The following is a 16,604-nucleotide window of genomic DNA, read 5'->3' as shown; positions in this document are numbered from 1 at the left end:
CGCGCTACTTCGGGCTGACCGCGTCGCCCGCCGGCCAGGCGGTGTCGCCGAGGCGCTTCAGGCGCATCTCGAAGATCCGCAGCGGCGGCTGGCCGGCGACGATCCGGTCGCCGACCTCGACGAAGTCGTCGCCCTTCACGACCGCGCTGTAGCGGATCGTCGCCTGCGGCCCGGCCGGGATCTCCCAGACGTAGCCGTCGCTCGTCGGCGTGATGACGAAATCCCCGGCCATGCCCATCGCATGCGAGTGGAACCGATAGGCCTTGGTGTTGACGTCGTACGAGATCGTCGCGAACGCATTGAAGCTCGGCCGCCCGTCGGGCTCGTAACCCTTGCCCTCGATGACCTTGATCGAGCCGTCGAGCATGGGACCGATGCGCTCGGTCTGCGTGATCTGGTGCTTGATGCCCGACGGCAGCAGCGTCCAGGCCGGTCCGCGCCAGGCGCCGTCCATGAACGCCAGCGCCTTCATCGCCTCGCGCTGCGCCGCGATCAACGCGGCCGAGTCCGGCCGCCCCTGCGCGAGCGCGGTCGAGGCGATGCCGAGCGCGAGTACGGCGACAACGAGGCGGCGGCGGGAGGCATGCATCGGGTTCTCCGGTTGTCCTGGCCCCGTCGATGATGCCAGCGATGCCGGCCTGCTACCCTTAACCGATGCATCTCGAATCACTGCCGCGCGCCCGATGAGCCGCTTCTCCTACCTGTGCCTTGCCGGCCCCACCGCGTCGGGCAAGACGGCCGCCGCGCTCGCGATCGCCACCGCGTGGCAGAACACGCGGCCGGTCGAGATCGTCAGCGTCGACTCGGCGTTGGTCTACCGCGGCATGGACATCGGCACCGCCAAGCCCAGCGCCGCCGAACGTGCGCAGGTGCCGCATCACCTGATCGACCTCATCGAGCCGAGCGAGGCCTATTCGGCGGCGCGCTTCGTTACCGATGCGCAACGGCTGATTGCCGAGATCACGGCGCGGGGCCACCTGCCGCTGCTGGTCGGCGGCACGATGCTGTACTTCAAGGCGCTGTTCGACGGGCTCGATGCGATGCCCGCGGCAGATCGCGGCGTGCGCACCGCCCTGGCCGAACAGTTGGAACGCGACGGGCTGTCGGCGCTCTACCGCGAGCTGCAGCGGGTCGACGCGGTCACGGCCGCGCGCCTGAAGCCCGCCGACCAGCAGCGCATCCAGCGCGCGCTCGAGGTCTACCGCGTCAGCGGCCAGCCGCTGTCGTCGTTCCACACCGAGAAGGTGGCGCTCGCGCACGCGCCGTTGATCTCGCTCGAGCCGGACGATCGCGCGTGGCTGCACGCGCGCATCGAGCAGCGCTTCCACCAGATGCTCGACGCCGGCCTGGTCGACGAGGTGCGCACGCTCGGCGAGCGCGGCGATCTCGATGCGGACATGCCGTCGATGCGCTGCGTCGGCTACCGCCAGACCTGGGAGGCGCTGGTTGCCGGCGACCTGTCGGACCTGCCCGAGCGCGGCGTCGCGGCGACGCGCCAGCTGGCCAAGCGCCAGCTGACCTGGTTGCGCAGCCTGCCGCAACGCCACCGCGTGGCCTGCGACGCCGCCGACGCCACCGACAGCGTCGTCATGCTGGCGAGCCGATTGGCCGCGGATCTCGTTCGCGCATGAGCGAGGGCGCGCCGCTGCTCGAGGTCGAGGCGCTCGCGAAGCGCTACGGTGAGACCACGATCTTCCAGGGCGTCGATCTGCAGGTCGCGCGCGGCGAGTTCGTCGCGGTCATCGGCGAATCGGGCGTCGGCAAGTCGACGTTGCTGAACTGCATCGCCGGGCTGGACACGATCGCCGACGGCCGTGTGCGGCTCGCCGGCACCGAGGTCACCGCGTTGACCGAGCCCGAGCAGGCGCTGTTCCGGCGCGTGCAGCTCGGCTTCGTGTTCCAGGCTTTCCACGTGCTCCCGCACCTGAGCGTCGCGCACAACGTCGGCCTGCCGCTGCTGCTGCGGGGTCGACCGGACGAGGCGCGCGTCGACGCGGTGCTCGCCGCGGTCGGCCTGGCCGGGCTCGGCGCGCGGCTGCCGCAGACGCTGTCCGGCGGCCAGCTGCAGCGCGTCGCGATCGCGCGCGCGCTCGTGCACCGGCCGGCGCTGATCCTCGCCGACGAGCCGACCGGCAACCTCGATCCGACGACTGCCGAGCGCGTGCTGGATCTCTTCTGTGCCGAAGTGCGGCGCGAAGGCGCCGCCTGCGTGCTCGTGACCCATTCGCGCGCCGCCGCGGCACGCGCCGACCGGGTGCTGACCCTGACCGCGAACGGCATGCGGTGAGGGGCCGCCGCATGCTCCTGGGGCCGTTGCTCCGCGAACTCTCCTGGCCCGAGCTGCGCCACCACCCGTGGCGCAACCTCGCGGCGCTGCTCGCGGTGATGCTCGGCGTCGCGCTGGCGTTCTCGGTGCAGCTGATCAACCAGTCGGCCCTGAGCGAGTTCAGCTCGGCGGTGCGCGCCGTCAATGGCGTGCCCGACTTCGAGCTGCGCGGCGCGGTGGGCAAGGTCGGCAGCGGCTTCGACGAAGCGCTCTACGAACGCGTCGCGCGCCATCCGCAGGTCGCCAACGCCAGCCCGGTGATCGAGATCGACACCTACGCGTTCGACGCGCAGGGCCAGCGCGTGCCGCTCAAGATCATCGGGCTCGACGCGCTCGTCGCCGGGCCGCTGGCACCCGCGCTGATGCCCCGGCCGGTCGCCGGCGCGGACCGCTTGTCGCTGCTCGCCCCCGACGCGCTGTTCCTGAACGCACAGGCGCGGCGCCGGCTCGCCGGCACGTCGCTGCGCGTGCAGACGCCGGGCGGCAGCGCGACGCTGCAGGTCGCGGGCGACATCGCCGCCGAAGGCGCACCGGTCGCGGTGATGGACATCGCCGGCGCGCAGGCCACGTTCGGCTGGCTCGGCCGCGTCGGTCGCATCGACGTGCGGCTGCGCAGCGGCGCCGACCGCGCCGCAGTGCTGCGCGAACTGGCGCTGCCGCCGGAGCTGCGCGCCGCCGCGCCCGACGAGGCCGCGCAGCGCGTCTCGAACGTCTCGCGCGCCTACCGCGTCAACCTCACCGTGCTGGCGCTGGTGGCGCTGTTCACCGGTGCGTTCCTCGTGTTCTCGATCCTGTCGCTGTCGGTCGCCAAGCGCCAGCCGCAACTCGCGCTGCTCGGTGTGCTGGGGCTGAGCGGGCGCGAGCGGCTCACGCTGGTGCTGGCCGAGTCGGCGCTGCTCGGCGCCCTCGGCAGCGCGCTCGGCATCGCGCTCGGCACGGCCCTGGCGGCGCTGGCGCTGCGGCTGCTCGCGGGCGACCTCGGCGGCGGCTACTTTCCGGGCGTGGCGCCGAAGCTGCAGTTCGACGCCGGCGCCGCCTTCGTCTATGGGGCGCTCGGCATCGCCGCGGCCTTGATCGGTGGCTGGCTGCCGGCGCGCGACGCGCAGCGCCTGGCACCGGCGCAGGCGCTGAAGGGGCTGGGCGCCGGCGGCCCTCCGGCCGGCGCGGTGTGGCTGGGGCCGACGCTGCTGCTGACCGGTGTCGCGCTCGCGCTGCTGCCGCCGATCGCCGGCATTCCGCTGGCCGCCTACCTGGGCGTGGCCTGCCTGCTGCTGGGCGGCATCGCGTGCGTGCCGGGCAGCGTCGCGGCGCTGCTGCGCAGCATCGCACCGCCGACGACCGCGCTCGCACTGCTGGCCGTGGAGCGCGCGCGCCACCAGCGCCAGACCGCGACGATCGCGGTCGCCGGCGTCGTCGCGAGCCTCAGCCTGGCGGTGGCGCTGACCGTGATGGTCGCGAGCTTCCGCGAGTCGGTCACGCAGTGGCTGGACACCGTGCTGCCGGCCGATCTGTACGTGCGCGCCGCCTCGTCGCTCGGCGCCGGCGATGTCGCGACACTGCCGGCCGACCTGCCGCGCCGCAGCGCCGCGATCCGCGGCGTCGATCGCGCCGAGGCGCAGCGCGTGCTGCAACTGCAGTTCGATCCGGCGCGCCCGGCCGTCGTGCTGATCGCACGTCCGCTCGACGATCCGGCGCGGCGCCTGCCGCTGGTCGGCGAACTGGTCGACGCGCCGCCCGAGGCGACCGCGGTGTTCGTCAGCGAGGCGATGGTCGACCTGTACGGCGCGCGCCCCGGCACGCAGCTGCAACTGCCGCTGGCGGGCCGCCCGAGTGTCTACGTGCGCGGCGTGTGGCGCGATTACGCGCGCCAGCACGGCGCGCTGGCGATCGACGCGGCCGACTACCGCCGCCTGAGCGACGACACGCGCGTCAACGACCTCGCGCTGTGGTTGCAGCCCGGTGCCGATGCCGCCGCGGTGCAGCGCGACCTGCGCGCGCTGGCCGGCACGCTCGGGCTCGACGGCGCGCTGCTCGAGTTCGCCTCGGTCGGCGAGATCCGCGTCACGTCGCTGCGCATCTTCGACCGCAGCTTCGCGGTCACCTACTGGCTGCAGGCCGTCGCGATCGCGATCGGCCTGTTCGGCATCGCGGCCAGCTTCTCGGCGCAGGTGCTGGCGCGGCGCAAGGAGTTCGGCCTGCTTGCGCACCTGGGACTGACACGGCGCCAGGTGCTCGCGGTCGTCGCGATCGAAGGCGCGGTCTGGACCGCCGCCGGCGCGCTGCTCGGGCTGCTGCTCGGGCTGGCCGTCAGCGTGGTGCTGGTCAAGGTCGTGAACCCGCAGAGCTTCCACTGGACCATGGATCTGCTGTTGCCGTGGGCGCGGCTGGCCGCCTTGTGCGCGGCGGTGGTGATCGCCGGCACGCTGACCGCGTGGCTCGCGGCCCGGCGCGCGGCGACGCGCGACATGGCGCTGGCGGTCAAGGAAGACTGGTGACCGGCCCTCGCGGGCCGCTTAGACTGTTCGCTCTCAACCTCGAAGGAGCAGCACCATGGCGAGCGTGCGCGCGGGCAGCAAGAGCGTCCTGATGGTGGTCGACGTGCAGGTCGGCGTGGTCGCCGAGGCCTGGCAGGCGCCGCGCGTCGTCGCGAACGTCGCGCGCGCCGTCGAGCGGGCGCGCGCCCGGCACGTGCCGGTGATCTGGGTGCAGCACGCCGACGAGGAACTCGTCCACGGCAGCCCGGAATGGCAGTGGGTGCCCGAGCTGGTGCCGGCCGAGGGCGAGCTGCGCGTTCACAAGCATTTCAATTCGGCCTTCGAGCAGACCGGGCTCGACCATGAACTCGAGCGGCTCGACGCGGCCCGCATCGTGCTGGCCGGTGCGGCCACCAACTGGTGCATCCGCGCGACGGCCTACGCTGCGCTCGAACGCGGCTACGAGCTGACGCTGGTCAGCGACGCGCACACCACCGGCACGATGGCGTTCGACGACGGCACGACGATCGACGCCGCCGACGTGGTGCGCGAGCTCAACGTCGCGATGCGGTGGCTCAGCTACCCGGGTCGGACCAACGGCACGGCGACCGCCGAGGCGGTCGACTTCTCCGCGACCGCCGGCCACAGCGGCTGACCGCTCGCCTCGGCCTGCATCAGCGCGAGCCGCAGGTCGAGCTCGAACTGGTGGTAGTCGGGCTCCATGTGCGTGCACAGCGCGTAGAACGCGCGGTCGTGAGCGCGCTCCTTCAGGTGCGCGAGCTCGTGCACGACGATCATCCTCAGGAACGCCTCGGGCACGCTGCGGAAGATCCCGGCGATGCGGATCTCGCGCTTCGCCTTGAGCTTGTTGCCCTGGACCCGCGCCACCGCGGTGTGGGTGCCGAGCGCGTTGGCGATCACGTGCAGCCGGTTGTCGAACACCACCTTGGCCAGCGGCGCCGCATTGCGCAGGTAGCGGCTCTTCAGCGCCGTCGTGTAGTCGTACAGCGCGCCGTCGGTGCGCACGCCGTGCGGCGCGCCGTAGCGGCGCTGCAGCCGCTCGGCCAGCACGCCCTGCGCGATCAGGTCGCGCGCCTGCGCCTGCAGCTCGGCCGGGTAGCCGCCGAGGTAATTGGGCGTGGGCAGCGTCGTCATCGGGGCGCCAGCATACCCGCGCATCGTCGACACTACGGCACCCAACAAGGAAAGGTGAAGCCGATGATCGCGAACGTGCTGGTGGGGCTGGTGGTGCTGATCCACCTCTACATCGTCGTGCTCGAGATGGTGCTGTGGGACAAGCCGTTCGGGCGCAAGGTGTTCGGCAACAGCGCCGAGTTCGCGACCGCATCGAAGGTCCTGGCCGCGAACCAGGGCCTGTACAACGGCTTCCTCGCCGCCGGGTTGATCTGGGGCCTGAGCATGGGCGCGGCCGGCCAGCCGGTGCAGCTGTTCTTCCTCGGCTGCGTGATCGTTGCCGGGCTCTACGGCGCGATGACCGTGGGGATCAAGATCCTGTTCGTGCAGACGGTGCCGGCGGCGCTCGCGGTGGCCGCGATCCTGCTGTCGCGCTGACCGCCCGACCGATGGTCCGGCGCGCGCGGAAGTCTCCGTGGGCGGGCGCGTTCCAGCGCACGCTCAAGGCGATGACGCGCGCGACATTGCGCGCGAGCCGGCGCGCGGTCGTCCAGGCGACCGCAAGAAGCGTGCGAGGGAACGCCAGGCCGGTCCCGGCCGGGCGCCCGGCGGCCCGATCGAGCGCCGCGCGAGCGACGAAGGCAAGCGCCGGCCCCTGGGCGACCGGCGTCGCCATCGGCCCGGCCGGCGCCCGCCGCTACCGCTGGTGGCGGCCACCCGGCGCCGGCCGCACGACGCCGTTGCCGCTGCTCGTCATGCTCCACGGCTGCGACCAGGACGCGACCGCGTTCGCACGCCTCACGCGGTTGCAGACGCTCGCGACGCGCGAAGGGTTCATGCTGCTCTTTCCCGAGCAGGAGCGTCTGGCCAACGCGCACGGCTGCTGGAACTGGTTCGACACGCGCCATGGTCGCGCCCAAGCCGAGGCGGCCAGCATCGTCGCGGCGGTCGACCAGGCCTGCGCGCTGCATGGGGCCGACCGGACGCGGGTCGCGATCGGCGGGCTGTCCGCCGGCGCCGGCATGGCTTCACTGGCCGCGCTGCAGTATCCGGGGCGATTCCAGGCGGTCGTCATGCATTCGGGCATCGCGCCGGGGGCGGCACATTCGACCGCCACGGCCTTGAGCGCGATGCGCGGCCGGCGGCGGCCCGGCCCGTGGCCGGACGCGCCACCGCTGCCGCCGCTGCTGGTGATCCAGGGCCTGTCGGACCCCATGGTCGCGCCGCCGAACGGCCGCGCCGCCGCGCAGGCCTGGGCCGAGGCCCTGGGTGCGAGGGCGGCGGCGACGCGCACCGTGCAGCGCGGCACCCGCCGCGCGATGGACGTGACCGATTTCAAACACGCGGGCCGCGCGCTGGTGACGCTGTGCGAGGTGCGCGGCCTCGGCCACGCCTGGAGCGGCGGTGCTGCGGGCCAGCCCTACAGCGACCCGACCGGCCCGGATGCCGGCCGCATGCTGTGGGCGTTTGCCAATCGCTGCTTCGCTCAGTCGGCCGCGAAGCAATAGAACAGGCCGGCGCCGCCGGTGGCCTTCAGCGCGTCGGGGCTGCAGCCGCGCGACATGTGCGAGGAGTTCCACGACTTCGCCGGCACGCTCTCGTCCAGCCCGGTCTTGTCATGGTGGCCGAGCATCGCCGAGCCTTCGCCGCTCTGGGTCCAGTTGCCGCAGGTGGTGTTGACGTTGCCGGCGATGAAGGTGCCGTCCGGCTGCGAGCCGGTCAGCACGTCGTGCATGTTGGGCGTGTCGCCGCGGCCGTTGACGATGGCACCCGACTCGGTCAGCGCGGTCTGCTTGTTGAGGTTGTTGGTGCCATGGAGGTTGGCCACGTCGGTCGCGACGACCACGCCCTTGGCGTTGGTCCACGGGCCCTTGCCGATGCGGTCGCGAGCGTTGACGCCGGGCACGTTGGCCGTGGGCTGCTGGCTCAGGTAGGCGCGCCAGGTGCGGTTGCCGGCGCCCGCGGCGCTGGCGAGCTTCTGGCACTGCGCATCGGCACCCGCGAGGCCGCCCAGGTCCGCGCCCTTGCCGGGCCCGGCGCTGGTGACGAAGAAGCTCATGCCGGTCTTGCCGGTCGACATGCTGCCGCACGCGGCCAGTACGGCGACCGCGACGGCCCCGGCGGCGACGGCCCACTTGCGGTTCGACTTGTTCGTTTGCAGCATCTTGTTTCTCCTCTGGGGTGATGAATTCGAGCGGTGAAGTCTGCCGCAACGCGGCGCGCCCGCAGACTAGGGCAAAGACCGACGCGACTCAAGCGTCGGAGCAAGATGAAGGGACAAGGAATTCAGCGCCCGCGCGCGCGTACGCTCCAGGTGCGGAAGGCGTTCGGCGTGAGAACGCGCCGCAGCAGTGCGACCAGCTGGCCTTCGTTGAGGCCGTGCGCCATCAGCACCGCGTTGAACGGCGGACGGTCGTCCCAGGCGGTCGCGATCACGCGCTGGATCTCGGCGGGGGTCAGGCGCGGAACGGGTTTGGCCATGCGCCGCATTGTGACGCCATACTGTGCGATGCTCGCCCGATGGACCGACGCTCCCTGCTGCTGTGGCTCGCCGCGACCCCTGCGTTCGCCGCAGCGGATGCGCCCGACGCGATGCGCTTCCCGGTCGACTTCGGCGCGCACCCGGCCGCGCGCACCGAATGGTGGTACGTCACCGGCAGCCTGCAGGCGGACGCGAGACTGTGGGGATTCCAGATCACGTTCTTCCGCTCGTCGACCGGCATCGGCGCCGGCGCGCAGAGCCGCTTCAATCCGGCCCAGCTGCTGTTCGCGCACGCGGCGGTGACCGACCTCGAAGGTCGACGCCTGCGGCACGACCAGCGCATCGCGCGCGCCGGCTTCGGCATCGCACAGGCGCGCGCCGACGACACCGACGTGGTGCTGCGCGACTGGCGCCTGGCGCGCACGCCCTCGCCTGCCGCCGCCGACCGCAGCCGCTACGCGGCCTTCGTCGCGAGCGACAGCGCGGGCTTCACGCTGGACTTGCAGCTCGATTCGACCCAGCCGGTGCTGCTGCAGGGCGACGCCGGCCTGTCGCGCAAGGGCCCCGCGGCGGGCGACACCAGCCGCTACTACAGCGAACCGCAGCTGACGACCCGCGGCACGCTGACGCTCGACGGCCGCGCCACGGCCGTGACGGGCCGCGCCTGGCTGGACCACGAGTGGAGCGACGCGTTCGTGCCTGCCGGCGCGGTCGGCTGGGACTGGATCGGCATGAACCTGGACGACGGCAGCGCGCTCACCGCGTTCCGCCTGCGCCGTGCCGACGGCGGCAGCGTCTACGCCGGCGGCAGCCTCCGCCGCGTGGGCGAGGCGGTGCGCAACTTCGCGCCCGGCGAGGTCGGCTTCACACCCGGCCGCGTCTGGGAAAGCGCGAGTTCGCGCGCGCGCTACCCGGTCGAGTGGACGATCGCCACGCCAGCGGGCCGTTTCACGGTGGCCGCGCTGCTCGACAACCAGGAACTCGACAGCCGCGGCAGCAGCGGCGCGATCTACTGGGAGGGCCTGAGCGACCTGCGCGACGAATCTGGCCGCCGCGTCGGCCGTGGCTACCTCGAGATGACCGGCTACGCGGCGGCGCTGCGCCTGTAGCCGCGCGCGTCAGGTCAGTGGGCGCCGCCGCCGCCCGCGGCACCGCCCGGCTTCGGCTTCGCGAACCAGATCACCGCGATCAGCGCGAAGAACAGCAGCGAGGACATGTAGAACACGTCGGTCACCGCCATCGTGTAGGCCTGCTGGTCGATCAAGCGGTTCATGCTCGCGGCAGCCTGCTCCGTGCTCAAGCCGCTGGCGGCGAGCTGCGCGGCGAACTGCGTCGCACTGACGTTGGTCGCGTTGATCTGCTCCGCGAGCTGCGCGTGGTGCAGGATCGCGCGGTTTTCCCACAGCGTCGTGAACAGCGAGGTACCGACCGCGCCGGCGGTGATCCGCACGAAGTTGGACAGGCCCGCGGCCGAGGGCATGCGGTCCGGCGTCAGCCCCGAGAACACGATCGCCTGCAGCGGGATGAAGAAGAACGCCATCGCCGCACCCTGCAGGATCGTCGGGATCAGGATCGTGTAGAAGTCGGCCTGCGTGTTGAAGTTCGAGCGCATCCACAGCACCGCGCCGAAGCCGACGAAGGCCACCGTCGCGAGCTTGCGCGGATCGATCTTGCTGACGTTCTTGCCGACCCAAGGCGACAGGATGATCGCCAGGATGCCCACCGGCGCCGTCGCGAGGCCGGCCCAGGTCGCGGTGTAGCCCATGTACTGCTGCAGCCACAGCGGCAGCAGCACGACGTTGCCGAAGAACAGGCCGTATGCGACCGACAGCGAGGCCGTGCCCATCGTGAAGTTGCGGCGCGCGAACAGGCGCAGGTCGACGACCGGGTGCTTGTCGGTCAGCTCCCAGGCGAGGAAGAACAGGAACGCGACCGTCGCCGTCACCGCGAGGATGATGATCTGGCCGGAGTTGAACCAGTCGAGCTCCTTGCCCTTGTCGATCATGATCTGCATCGCGCCGACGAACAGCACGAGCAGCCCCAGGCCGACGTAGTCGAGCGGCACCTTGCGCGGCCCCGGGTCGCGCTTGTGGTAGATCGACCAGGTCAGCCCGGCCGCGATGATGCCGACCGGAATGTTGATGTAGAAGATCCACGGCCACGAGATGTTGTCGGTGATCCAGCCGCCGAGCAGCGGCCCGGCCACCGGCGCGACGAGCACGGTCATCGCCCACATCGCCATCGCGGTGCCGGCCTTCGCGGCGGGGTAGCTCGCCAGCAGCAGCGTCTGCGACAGCGGGATCATCGGCCCGGCGACGAAGCCCTGCATCACGCGGAACGCGATCAGCATCGGCATGTTCGGCGCGAGACCGCACAACCACGACGCGATCACGAACAGGATCACGCTCGCGGTGAACAACCTCACCTGGCCGAAGCGCTGCGTGAGCCAGCCGGTCAGGGGCACCGAGATCGCGTTGGCGACCGCGAACGAAGTGATCACCCAGGTGCCCTGCGACGGGCTCACGCCCAGGTCGCCCGAGATCGCCGGGATCGAGACGTTCGCGATCGACGTGTCGAGCACGTTCATGAACGTCGCGAGCGACAGCGCGACCGTGCCCAGCACGAGCTGGCTGCCGGTCAGCGGCGGGAACGCAGTCTGCGGGCGCGGCGCGGCCGGCGGCGGCGGCGGCGCGCCCGTCGGGGCCGGCAGGGCGGCGGAAGTCGACGACATGGTCAGGCGCTCCGGCGCATCACTTCAGGTGAACGGCCGGCGGCGCGGCGGCGATCGTCTCGACCGCCGCGGCGGCCGACACCGGACTGGCCGCGGAGGCCGTCAGCGGGGCCGACCTGGCGCTGGCGCCCCGGGCGACGGCCGGCGCACTCACCTTGCCGCCATTGGCCGCGATGATGCGGCGCACTTCGGCATCTGCAGCGCTGTTGTTCTGGTCGAAGACGCTGGTCTGCGCGACCGTCGACGGCCGCGACGCGTCGGCCAGCATGCGGCCCTCGGTCTTGCTGATGTCGACCTTCGCGTCCATCGACAGGCCGACGCGCAGCGGGTGCTCGACCAGGTCCTTGGGATCGAGCTTGATGCGCACCGGCACGCGCTGCACCACCTTGATCCAGTTGCCAGTCGCGTTCTGTGCCGGCAGCAGCGCGAATGCCGCGCCGGTGCCCGCGCCCAGGCCCTCGATGCGGCCGTTGAACTCGACCTTCTTGCCGTACACGTCGGCCTCGAGCGTCACCGGCTGGTCGATGCGCAGGTTCTTGAGCTGGCTTTCCTTGAAATTGGCCTCGACCCAGACCTGATTCAGCGCGATCACCGACATCAGCGGCGCACCGGCCTGCACGCGCTGGCCGAGCTGCACGCTGCGCTTGGCGATGTAGCCGTCGACCGGCGCGAGCAGGTCGGCGCGCTTGAGCGCCAGGTAGGCCTCGCGCACCCGCGCCGCGGCGCGCAGCACGTTGGGGTGCTGCTCGACGGCAATGCCATCGGTCAGCGTCTGGTTCGAGCTGAGCTGCTCCTTCGCGGCGAGCACTGCCGATTGCGCGGCGACCACGCCGCTCTTGGCGGCGGCGAGCTGCGAGGTGGAGTGGTTGAACTCCTCCTTGCCCACGGCGCCGGTGGCCACCAGCGGGGCGCGGCGGGACACGTCGTCCTGGGCGCGCGCGACGTCACTCTGCGCGCGGGCCAGGTCGGCCTGGCGCAGCGCGATCTGCGCCTTCAGGGTGCTGTTGTTGGCGTAGAGCGTGCGCACTTCGCGCACCGTCTGCGCGAGTTGCGCTTCGGCCTGGTCGAGCGCGACCTGTGCGTCGGCCGGGTCGAGCTTGACGAGCAATTGGCCGGCCTTGACATGGTCGGTGTCGTCGGCGTTGATCGCGACGACGGTGCCGCCGATCTGCGGCGTCAGCTGCACGACGTTGCCCTGCACGTAGGCGTTGTCGGTCGACTCGTAGTGGTTCAGCACCAGCGCCCAGTAGGCGCCATAGGCGATGCCCGCGACGACGACGGCGGCCGCGACGGCCGTCAGCGCGCGCTTGCGCGCCGGGTTTCCGGTCTGCGGGGCGGCGGCGGGGACATTGGTTTCGGGGGCGCTCATGGTTCGTACTCCGGGAAATTCGTGGGCGTGTTCTTCGGATCGGGCGTGGCGCTTTACTGGCCGGCCGCAGCGGTCTGCGTGATCGGCTCGGTGTAGCCGCCGCCGAGGGCGCGGATCAGCGCGATCTGCACGTCGAGGGCGCGCGCCTTCAGATCGGTCGCGAGGCGGCGCTGGTTCAGCACCGTCGATTCGGCGTTCAGGACGGTCAGGTAGGTGCCCAGGCCGGCCTTGTAGCGCTGCGTGGCCAGGTCGTAGGCCGACTCGGCGGCGGCCTGCGCCTTGGCCTGCTCGGCCTGCTGGCGCGCGATCGAGCGTACCGAACTGATCTGGTCGGCGACGTCGTGCACGGCGTCGAGCACGGCGCCGTTGTAGCTCTCGATCGCGGCGTCCAGGTCAGCCGTCTTGCCACGCAGGTTCGCGCGCAGCCGGCCGGCGTCGAAGATCGGCAGCGTCAGGGCCGGGCCGATGCCGTACTGCTCGCTGCCGGAGCGCACGAGGCGGTCGAGGCCGATCGCGTTCAGACCGACGAACGCCGTCAGGTTGATGTTCGGGTAGAAGCTCGCCTTCGCGTTCTTCACGTCGCTGGTGGCGGCCTCGATGCGCCAGCGCGCGGCGGCGATGTCGGCGCGGCGGCCGAGCAGGTCGGCCGGCAGCGTGTCGGGCACGGCCACCGCCTGCACGGACTGGAGCGGCACCACCAGGGCGTCGAGCGCGTTCGGCGCCTGCGCGGTCAGCGCAGCCAGCGTGTGGCGCGCGAGAGCGATCTGCTCGTCGAGCTGCTCGATCTGCTGGCGGGATTCGGGCAGCAGGCCTTCGCCCTGGCGCAGCTCGACGTTGGTGTCGAGCCCGCCCGAGACGCGCTGGCGGATCAGCGACAGCGTCTCGTCGCGCTGTTTCAACGCGCGCGCGGCGACCTCGCGCTGCTCGAACAGCCGGCCGAGCTGCACGTAGGTGCGGGCGACGTTGCTGGCCAGCACGATGCGCGCGGCCTGCACGTCAGCCTGCGCAGCGCGCTGCGCGCCGATGGCAGCCTCGATCGCGGCCCGGTTGCGGCCGAAGAAGTCGAAATCGTAGGACGCGCCGATCTGGGCGGTGCCGATCGTGAAGATGCCGCCGCCCAGCGGCGGCGGGTAGATGCCGTTCTTGCTGAAGCGCTGGCGGGTGGCGTCGAACTCGCCGTTGACCTTGAGCCCATCGGCAGATTGCGCGCCGGCGATTGCGGCCTGCGCGCGCTCGAGGCGCGCCTGCGCGACCTTGAGACTGGGGTTGCCGGCCAGCGCACGCTCGACCAGGCCGTCGAGCGTCGAATCGCCGAACGCGTGCCACCAATCGGCCGCCAGCGGCACCGCGCCGGTAGCGGCGTTCGCATCGAGGCCGACGCTGGCCGGCGCGATCGTCTGCGCAATCGGCGCGATGCCGGCGCTGCTTGCGCAACCACCGAGCGTCAGCACGACGCTGGATGCGATCGCCACCGCGATCGCGGTGATCGCGGGCAGGCTGGACCTGGCGCAGCGGACGTGGTCCTGGAGCGATTCCAGCACGTGCTGGAGAGTCGCTTCGTTCAATAGTTGTTGTGGCTTCATTTGCTCAGGCAATCAAATCGGTTCAATTCGGGCGAGTGCGTCGCGGACGGTCAGCCGGCCTCGCGCATCGCGTCGCCGGCCTCGACCATGCGCTCGAGGTAGTTGCGCAAGGCGTGCCATTCGGTCTTCGAGAAGCCGGCGAGGTGCGCATTGAGCACCTCGGCCAGCACCGCGGGGACCTCGGCGATGGCGGCCTCGCCGTCGGGAGTCAGTTCCACCTGCACGACGCGACGGTCCTCGGTCGAGCGAACGCGCTTGCACAGGCCCTTCTTTTCCAGCCGGTCGAGCAGGCGGGTCATCGCGCCGGGATCCTGGTTGAGCCAGCGCGCGAGCTCGGCGACGGTGGCCCCGCCGGTGGCCTGCAGGCGCATCAGCGGACCCCACTGCGCACTGGTCAGGCCGTGGGCGTCGAGCCGCTTGTCGGCCTGCGAGACGATCGACAGCATGATGCGCTTCATCAGGTAGCCGACGCTTTCCTCCGCGCAATAGCCGGCGGCGCGATAGAAGTCGGCAGGAGGAGCGGTGCGGGTCACGGCGGTCTCGGTTCAAAAGGGTTGAGCGAAATATAACTGCCTAGTCAATTATTGTCAAGGCTGTATCTGCCGTCGCACGTTCCGGCACTGGCCGCCCTACACTTCCGCCATGTCCCGTTCCATGCCCTCGTTGCCGGCGTCCGCGTCGGCGCCTGCCCGCAGCACTGCGCCCGCCCCCGGACGCAATGTCCGCTCGCTCGGCGGGCTGCGTCCGTTCCTCCGACCGTACCGCGGCAAGATCGCGCTGGCGGTCCTGTTCCTCGTGATGGCGGCCCTGAGCACGCTGGTCTTCCCGGTGGCGATGAAATCGCTGATCGACCAGGGCTTCGTCGCGGCCGAGCCCGGCGAGCGGGTGATGGCGCTGCGCCAGCATTTCGTCGCGCTGTTCGCGGTCGGCGCGGCGCTCGGGCTGTTCTCCGGTCTGCGCTTCTACATGGTCACCTGGCTGGGCGAGCGCATCACCGCCGACCTGCGCAACGCGGTGTACGCGCACGTCGTCACGCAAAGCCCCGAGTTCTTCGAGACCAACCAGACCGGCGAAGTGCTGTCGCGCCTGACGACCGACACGACGCTGGTGCAGACGGTCGTCGGCTCGAGCCTGTCGATGGGCCTGCGCAACGCGGTGATGGGGATCGGCGCGATGGCGATGCTGATCGCGACCAACCCGGTCGTGATGACGCAGGTGCTCGGCATCCTCGTGATCGTGGTGCTGCCGAGCCTGTATTTCGGCCGCCGTGTGCGCAACCTCAGCCGCGCCAGCCAGGATCGGGTGGCCGATTCGAGCGCGATCGCCGCCGAGGTGTTGAACGCGATTCCGGTGGTGCAGAGCTACACCCAGGAGGCGCGCGAGGCGCAGCGCTTCGATGTCTCGACCGAGAACGCGTTCGCGACCGCGGTGCGCCGCACCCGCATGCGGGCCATCCTGGTCGCGTTCATCATCACCGCCACGTTCGGTGCGCTGCTGTGGGGCCTGTACCAGGGCACGCAGGCAGTCGAGCGCGGCCAGATCAGCGCCGGGCACCTGGGGCAGACGGTGATCTACGTGATCATCCTGGTCAGCAGCGTGGCGGTGCTGTCCGAGGTCTACGGCGACCTGCTGCGCGCCGCCGGGGCGACCGAACGGCTGATGGAACTGCTGCACGTCAACTCGCCGATCGCCTCGCCGGCCAAGCCGGTGGCGCTCGCCGCGACCACGGGTGGCTCGGCGGTGGCGCTGCGCGATGTGACGTTCCGCTACCCATCGCGGCCGCAGCACGCGACCCTGTCGCACTTCAACCTGGACGTCGCACCGGGCGAGACGGTGGCGCTGGTCGGCCCGAGCGGTGCCGGCAAGAGCACGGTGTTCCAGTTGCTGCTGCGCTTCTACGACGTCAGCGCCGGCTCGGTGACCGTCGACGGCGTCCCGGTGCGCGAGGTCGACCTGCACGCGCTGCGCGAGCGCATCGGCATCGTGCCGCAGGACAGCGTGATCTTCTCGACCGACGCGATGGAGAACATCCGCTACGGCCGGCCGACAGCGAGCGACGCGGAGGTGATCGCCGCGGCGCGCGCCGCGTTCGCGCACGACTTCATCACCGCGCTGCCGGACGGCTACCAGACCTTCCTCGGCGAGCGCGGCGTGCGCCTGTCGGGCGGCCAGCGCCAGCGCATCTCGATCGCGCGCGCGATGCTGAAGAACCCGCCCTTGCTGCTGCTCGACGAGGCCACCAGCGCGCTCGACGCCGAGAGCGAGCGCATGGTGCAGGCCGCGCTCGAATCGGCGATGAAGGACCGCACGACCCTGGTGATCGCGCACCGGCTGGCGACGGTGCAGCGCGCCGACCGCATCGTCGTGATGGAAGCGGGCGAGATCGTCGAGACCGGCACGCATTCGGAGCTGGTCGCGTCCGGCGGGTTGTACGCACGGTTGGCGGCGCTGCAGTTCGACCGGTAAGCCGGCCGGCGGTGCGACGGCGCGCGGGTTGCAAGTCGA

Annotated in this window: 16 protein-coding genes; 8 read left to right on the top strand and 8 right to left on the bottom strand. The window is 71.5% G+C overall.

The annotated features are described in order from the left end of the window. Positions 1–4 precede the first annotated feature (4 nt). Positions 5–589: a hypothetical protein gene (locus tag ASC76_RS15300; RefSeq protein ID WP_056468049.1), complete on the bottom strand. Its 585-nt coding sequence runs from the start codon at positions 587–589 to the stop codon at positions 5–7. Positions 590–683: 94 nt separating this feature from the next. Here ASC76_RS15300 and miaA point away from each other — a divergent pair, with 94 nt between their 5' ends. Genes miaA through ASC76_RS15280 form a run of 4 tightly spaced genes read left to right on the top strand, consistent with a single transcriptional unit; the run spans position 684 to position 5,455 of the window. Next, positions 684–1,631, top strand: coding sequence for a tRNA (adenosine(37)-N6)-dimethylallyltransferase MiaA (gene miaA / locus ASC76_RS15295; RefSeq protein WP_056468045.1), 948 nt, complete (start codon positions 684–686; stop codon positions 1,629–1,631). Beyond that, a complete protein-coding gene (locus ASC76_RS15290; RefSeq protein WP_056468043.1) occupies positions 1,628–2,287 on the top strand; it encodes an ABC transporter ATP-binding protein in 660 nt (219 codons plus the stop codon). Before miaA ends, ASC76_RS15290 begins: the two co-directional genes overlap by 4 nt. 11 nt (positions 2,288–2,298) lie before the next feature. Then, on the top strand, positions 2,299–4,821 hold the full coding sequence (locus ASC76_RS15285; protein WP_056468040.1) for an FtsX-like permease family protein: 2,523 nt from the start codon (positions 2,299–2,301) through the stop codon (positions 4,819–4,821). A gap of 55 nt (positions 4,822–4,876) precedes the next feature. After that, positions 4,877–5,455: a cysteine hydrolase family protein gene (locus tag ASC76_RS15280; RefSeq protein ID WP_056468038.1), complete on the top strand. Its 579-nt coding sequence runs from the start codon at positions 4,877–4,879 to the stop codon at positions 5,453–5,455. Here the strand turns inward: ASC76_RS15280 and ASC76_RS15275 are convergent. Next, positions 5,380–5,955 (bottom strand): M48 family metallopeptidase, encoded by a 576-nt coding sequence (locus ASC76_RS15275; RefSeq protein WP_056468035.1) that lies wholly within the window; start codon positions 5,953–5,955, stop codon positions 5,380–5,382. The genes ASC76_RS15280 and ASC76_RS15275 overlap by 76 nt on opposite strands. A 63-nt stretch (positions 5,956–6,018) precedes the next feature. Here ASC76_RS15275 and ASC76_RS15270 point away from each other — a divergent pair, with 63 nt between their 5' ends. After that, the gene (locus tag ASC76_RS15270; RefSeq protein WP_056470889.1) at positions 6,019–6,372 is read left to right on the top strand and encodes a DUF1304 domain-containing protein; all 354 of its coding nucleotides are present in this window, start codon (positions 6,019–6,021) and stop codon (positions 6,370–6,372) included. Positions 6,373–6,443: 71 nt separating this feature from the next. Next, on the top strand, positions 6,444–7,442 hold the full coding sequence (locus ASC76_RS15265) for a PHB depolymerase family esterase (RefSeq protein WP_235580478.1): 999 nt from the start codon (positions 6,444–6,446) through the stop codon (positions 7,440–7,442). Here ASC76_RS15265 and ASC76_RS15260 read toward each other — a convergent pair. Next, positions 7,421–8,098, bottom strand: a complete 678-nt coding sequence (locus tag ASC76_RS15260) for a hypothetical protein (RefSeq protein WP_056468029.1) — start codon at positions 8,096–8,098, stop codon at positions 7,421–7,423. The two genes, ASC76_RS15265 and ASC76_RS15260, sit on opposite strands and share 22 nt — an antisense overlap. 122 nt (positions 8,099–8,220) lie before the next feature. After that, entirely contained in the window at positions 8,221–8,415 is a 195-nt protein-coding gene (locus ASC76_RS15255) for a DUF2805 domain-containing protein (RefSeq protein WP_162247128.1), read from the bottom strand. A gap of 39 nt (positions 8,416–8,454) precedes the next feature. Here ASC76_RS15255 and ASC76_RS15250 point away from each other — a divergent pair, with 39 nt between their 5' ends. Continuing rightward, on the top strand, positions 8,455–9,525 hold the full coding sequence (locus tag ASC76_RS15250) for a lipocalin-like domain-containing protein (RefSeq protein WP_056468027.1): 1,071 nt from the start codon (positions 8,455–8,457) through the stop codon (positions 9,523–9,525). 14 nt (positions 9,526–9,539) lie between these two features. Here the strand turns inward: ASC76_RS15250 and ASC76_RS15245 are convergent, their stop codons facing one another. From ASC76_RS15245 to ASC76_RS15230, 4 genes are all read right to left on the bottom strand, one after another. Further along, positions 9,540–11,147, bottom strand: a complete 1,608-nt coding sequence (locus tag ASC76_RS15245; RefSeq protein WP_056468023.1) for a DHA2 family efflux MFS transporter permease subunit — start codon at positions 11,145–11,147, stop codon at positions 9,540–9,542. A gap of 19 nt (positions 11,148–11,166) precedes the next feature. After that, positions 11,167–12,516: an efflux RND transporter periplasmic adaptor subunit gene (locus ASC76_RS15240; protein WP_056468020.1), complete on the bottom strand. Its 1,350-nt coding sequence runs from the start codon at positions 12,514–12,516 to the stop codon at positions 11,167–11,169. Positions 12,517–12,569: 53 nt separating this feature from the next. Then, a complete protein-coding gene (locus ASC76_RS15235) occupies positions 12,570–14,012 on the bottom strand; it encodes an efflux transporter outer membrane subunit (protein WP_056470886.1) in 1,443 nt (480 codons plus the stop codon). 137 nt (positions 14,013–14,149) lie between these two features. Continuing rightward, positions 14,150–14,632 (bottom strand): MarR family winged helix-turn-helix transcriptional regulator, encoded by a 483-nt coding sequence (locus ASC76_RS15230; RefSeq protein WP_056468017.1) that lies wholly within the window; start codon positions 14,630–14,632, stop codon positions 14,150–14,152. Between the two features lie 121 nt (positions 14,633–14,753). On the opposite strand from ASC76_RS15230, the gene ASC76_RS15225 reads away from it, so the two are divergent. Continuing rightward, entirely contained in the window at positions 14,754–16,565 is a 1,812-nt protein-coding gene (locus ASC76_RS15225; RefSeq protein WP_056468014.1) for an ABC transporter transmembrane domain-containing protein, read from the top strand. Positions 16,566–16,604: the final 39 nt, after the last annotated feature.

This window comes from Rhizobacter sp. Root404 (assembly GCF_001425865.1).
In the GTDB taxonomy this organism is placed as follows: domain Bacteria; phylum Pseudomonadota; class Gammaproteobacteria; order Burkholderiales; family Burkholderiaceae_C; genus LMDS01.
The sequence above is the reverse complement of the archived record's forward strand: the minus strand, read 5'-3'. Positions and strand labels throughout refer to the sequence as shown.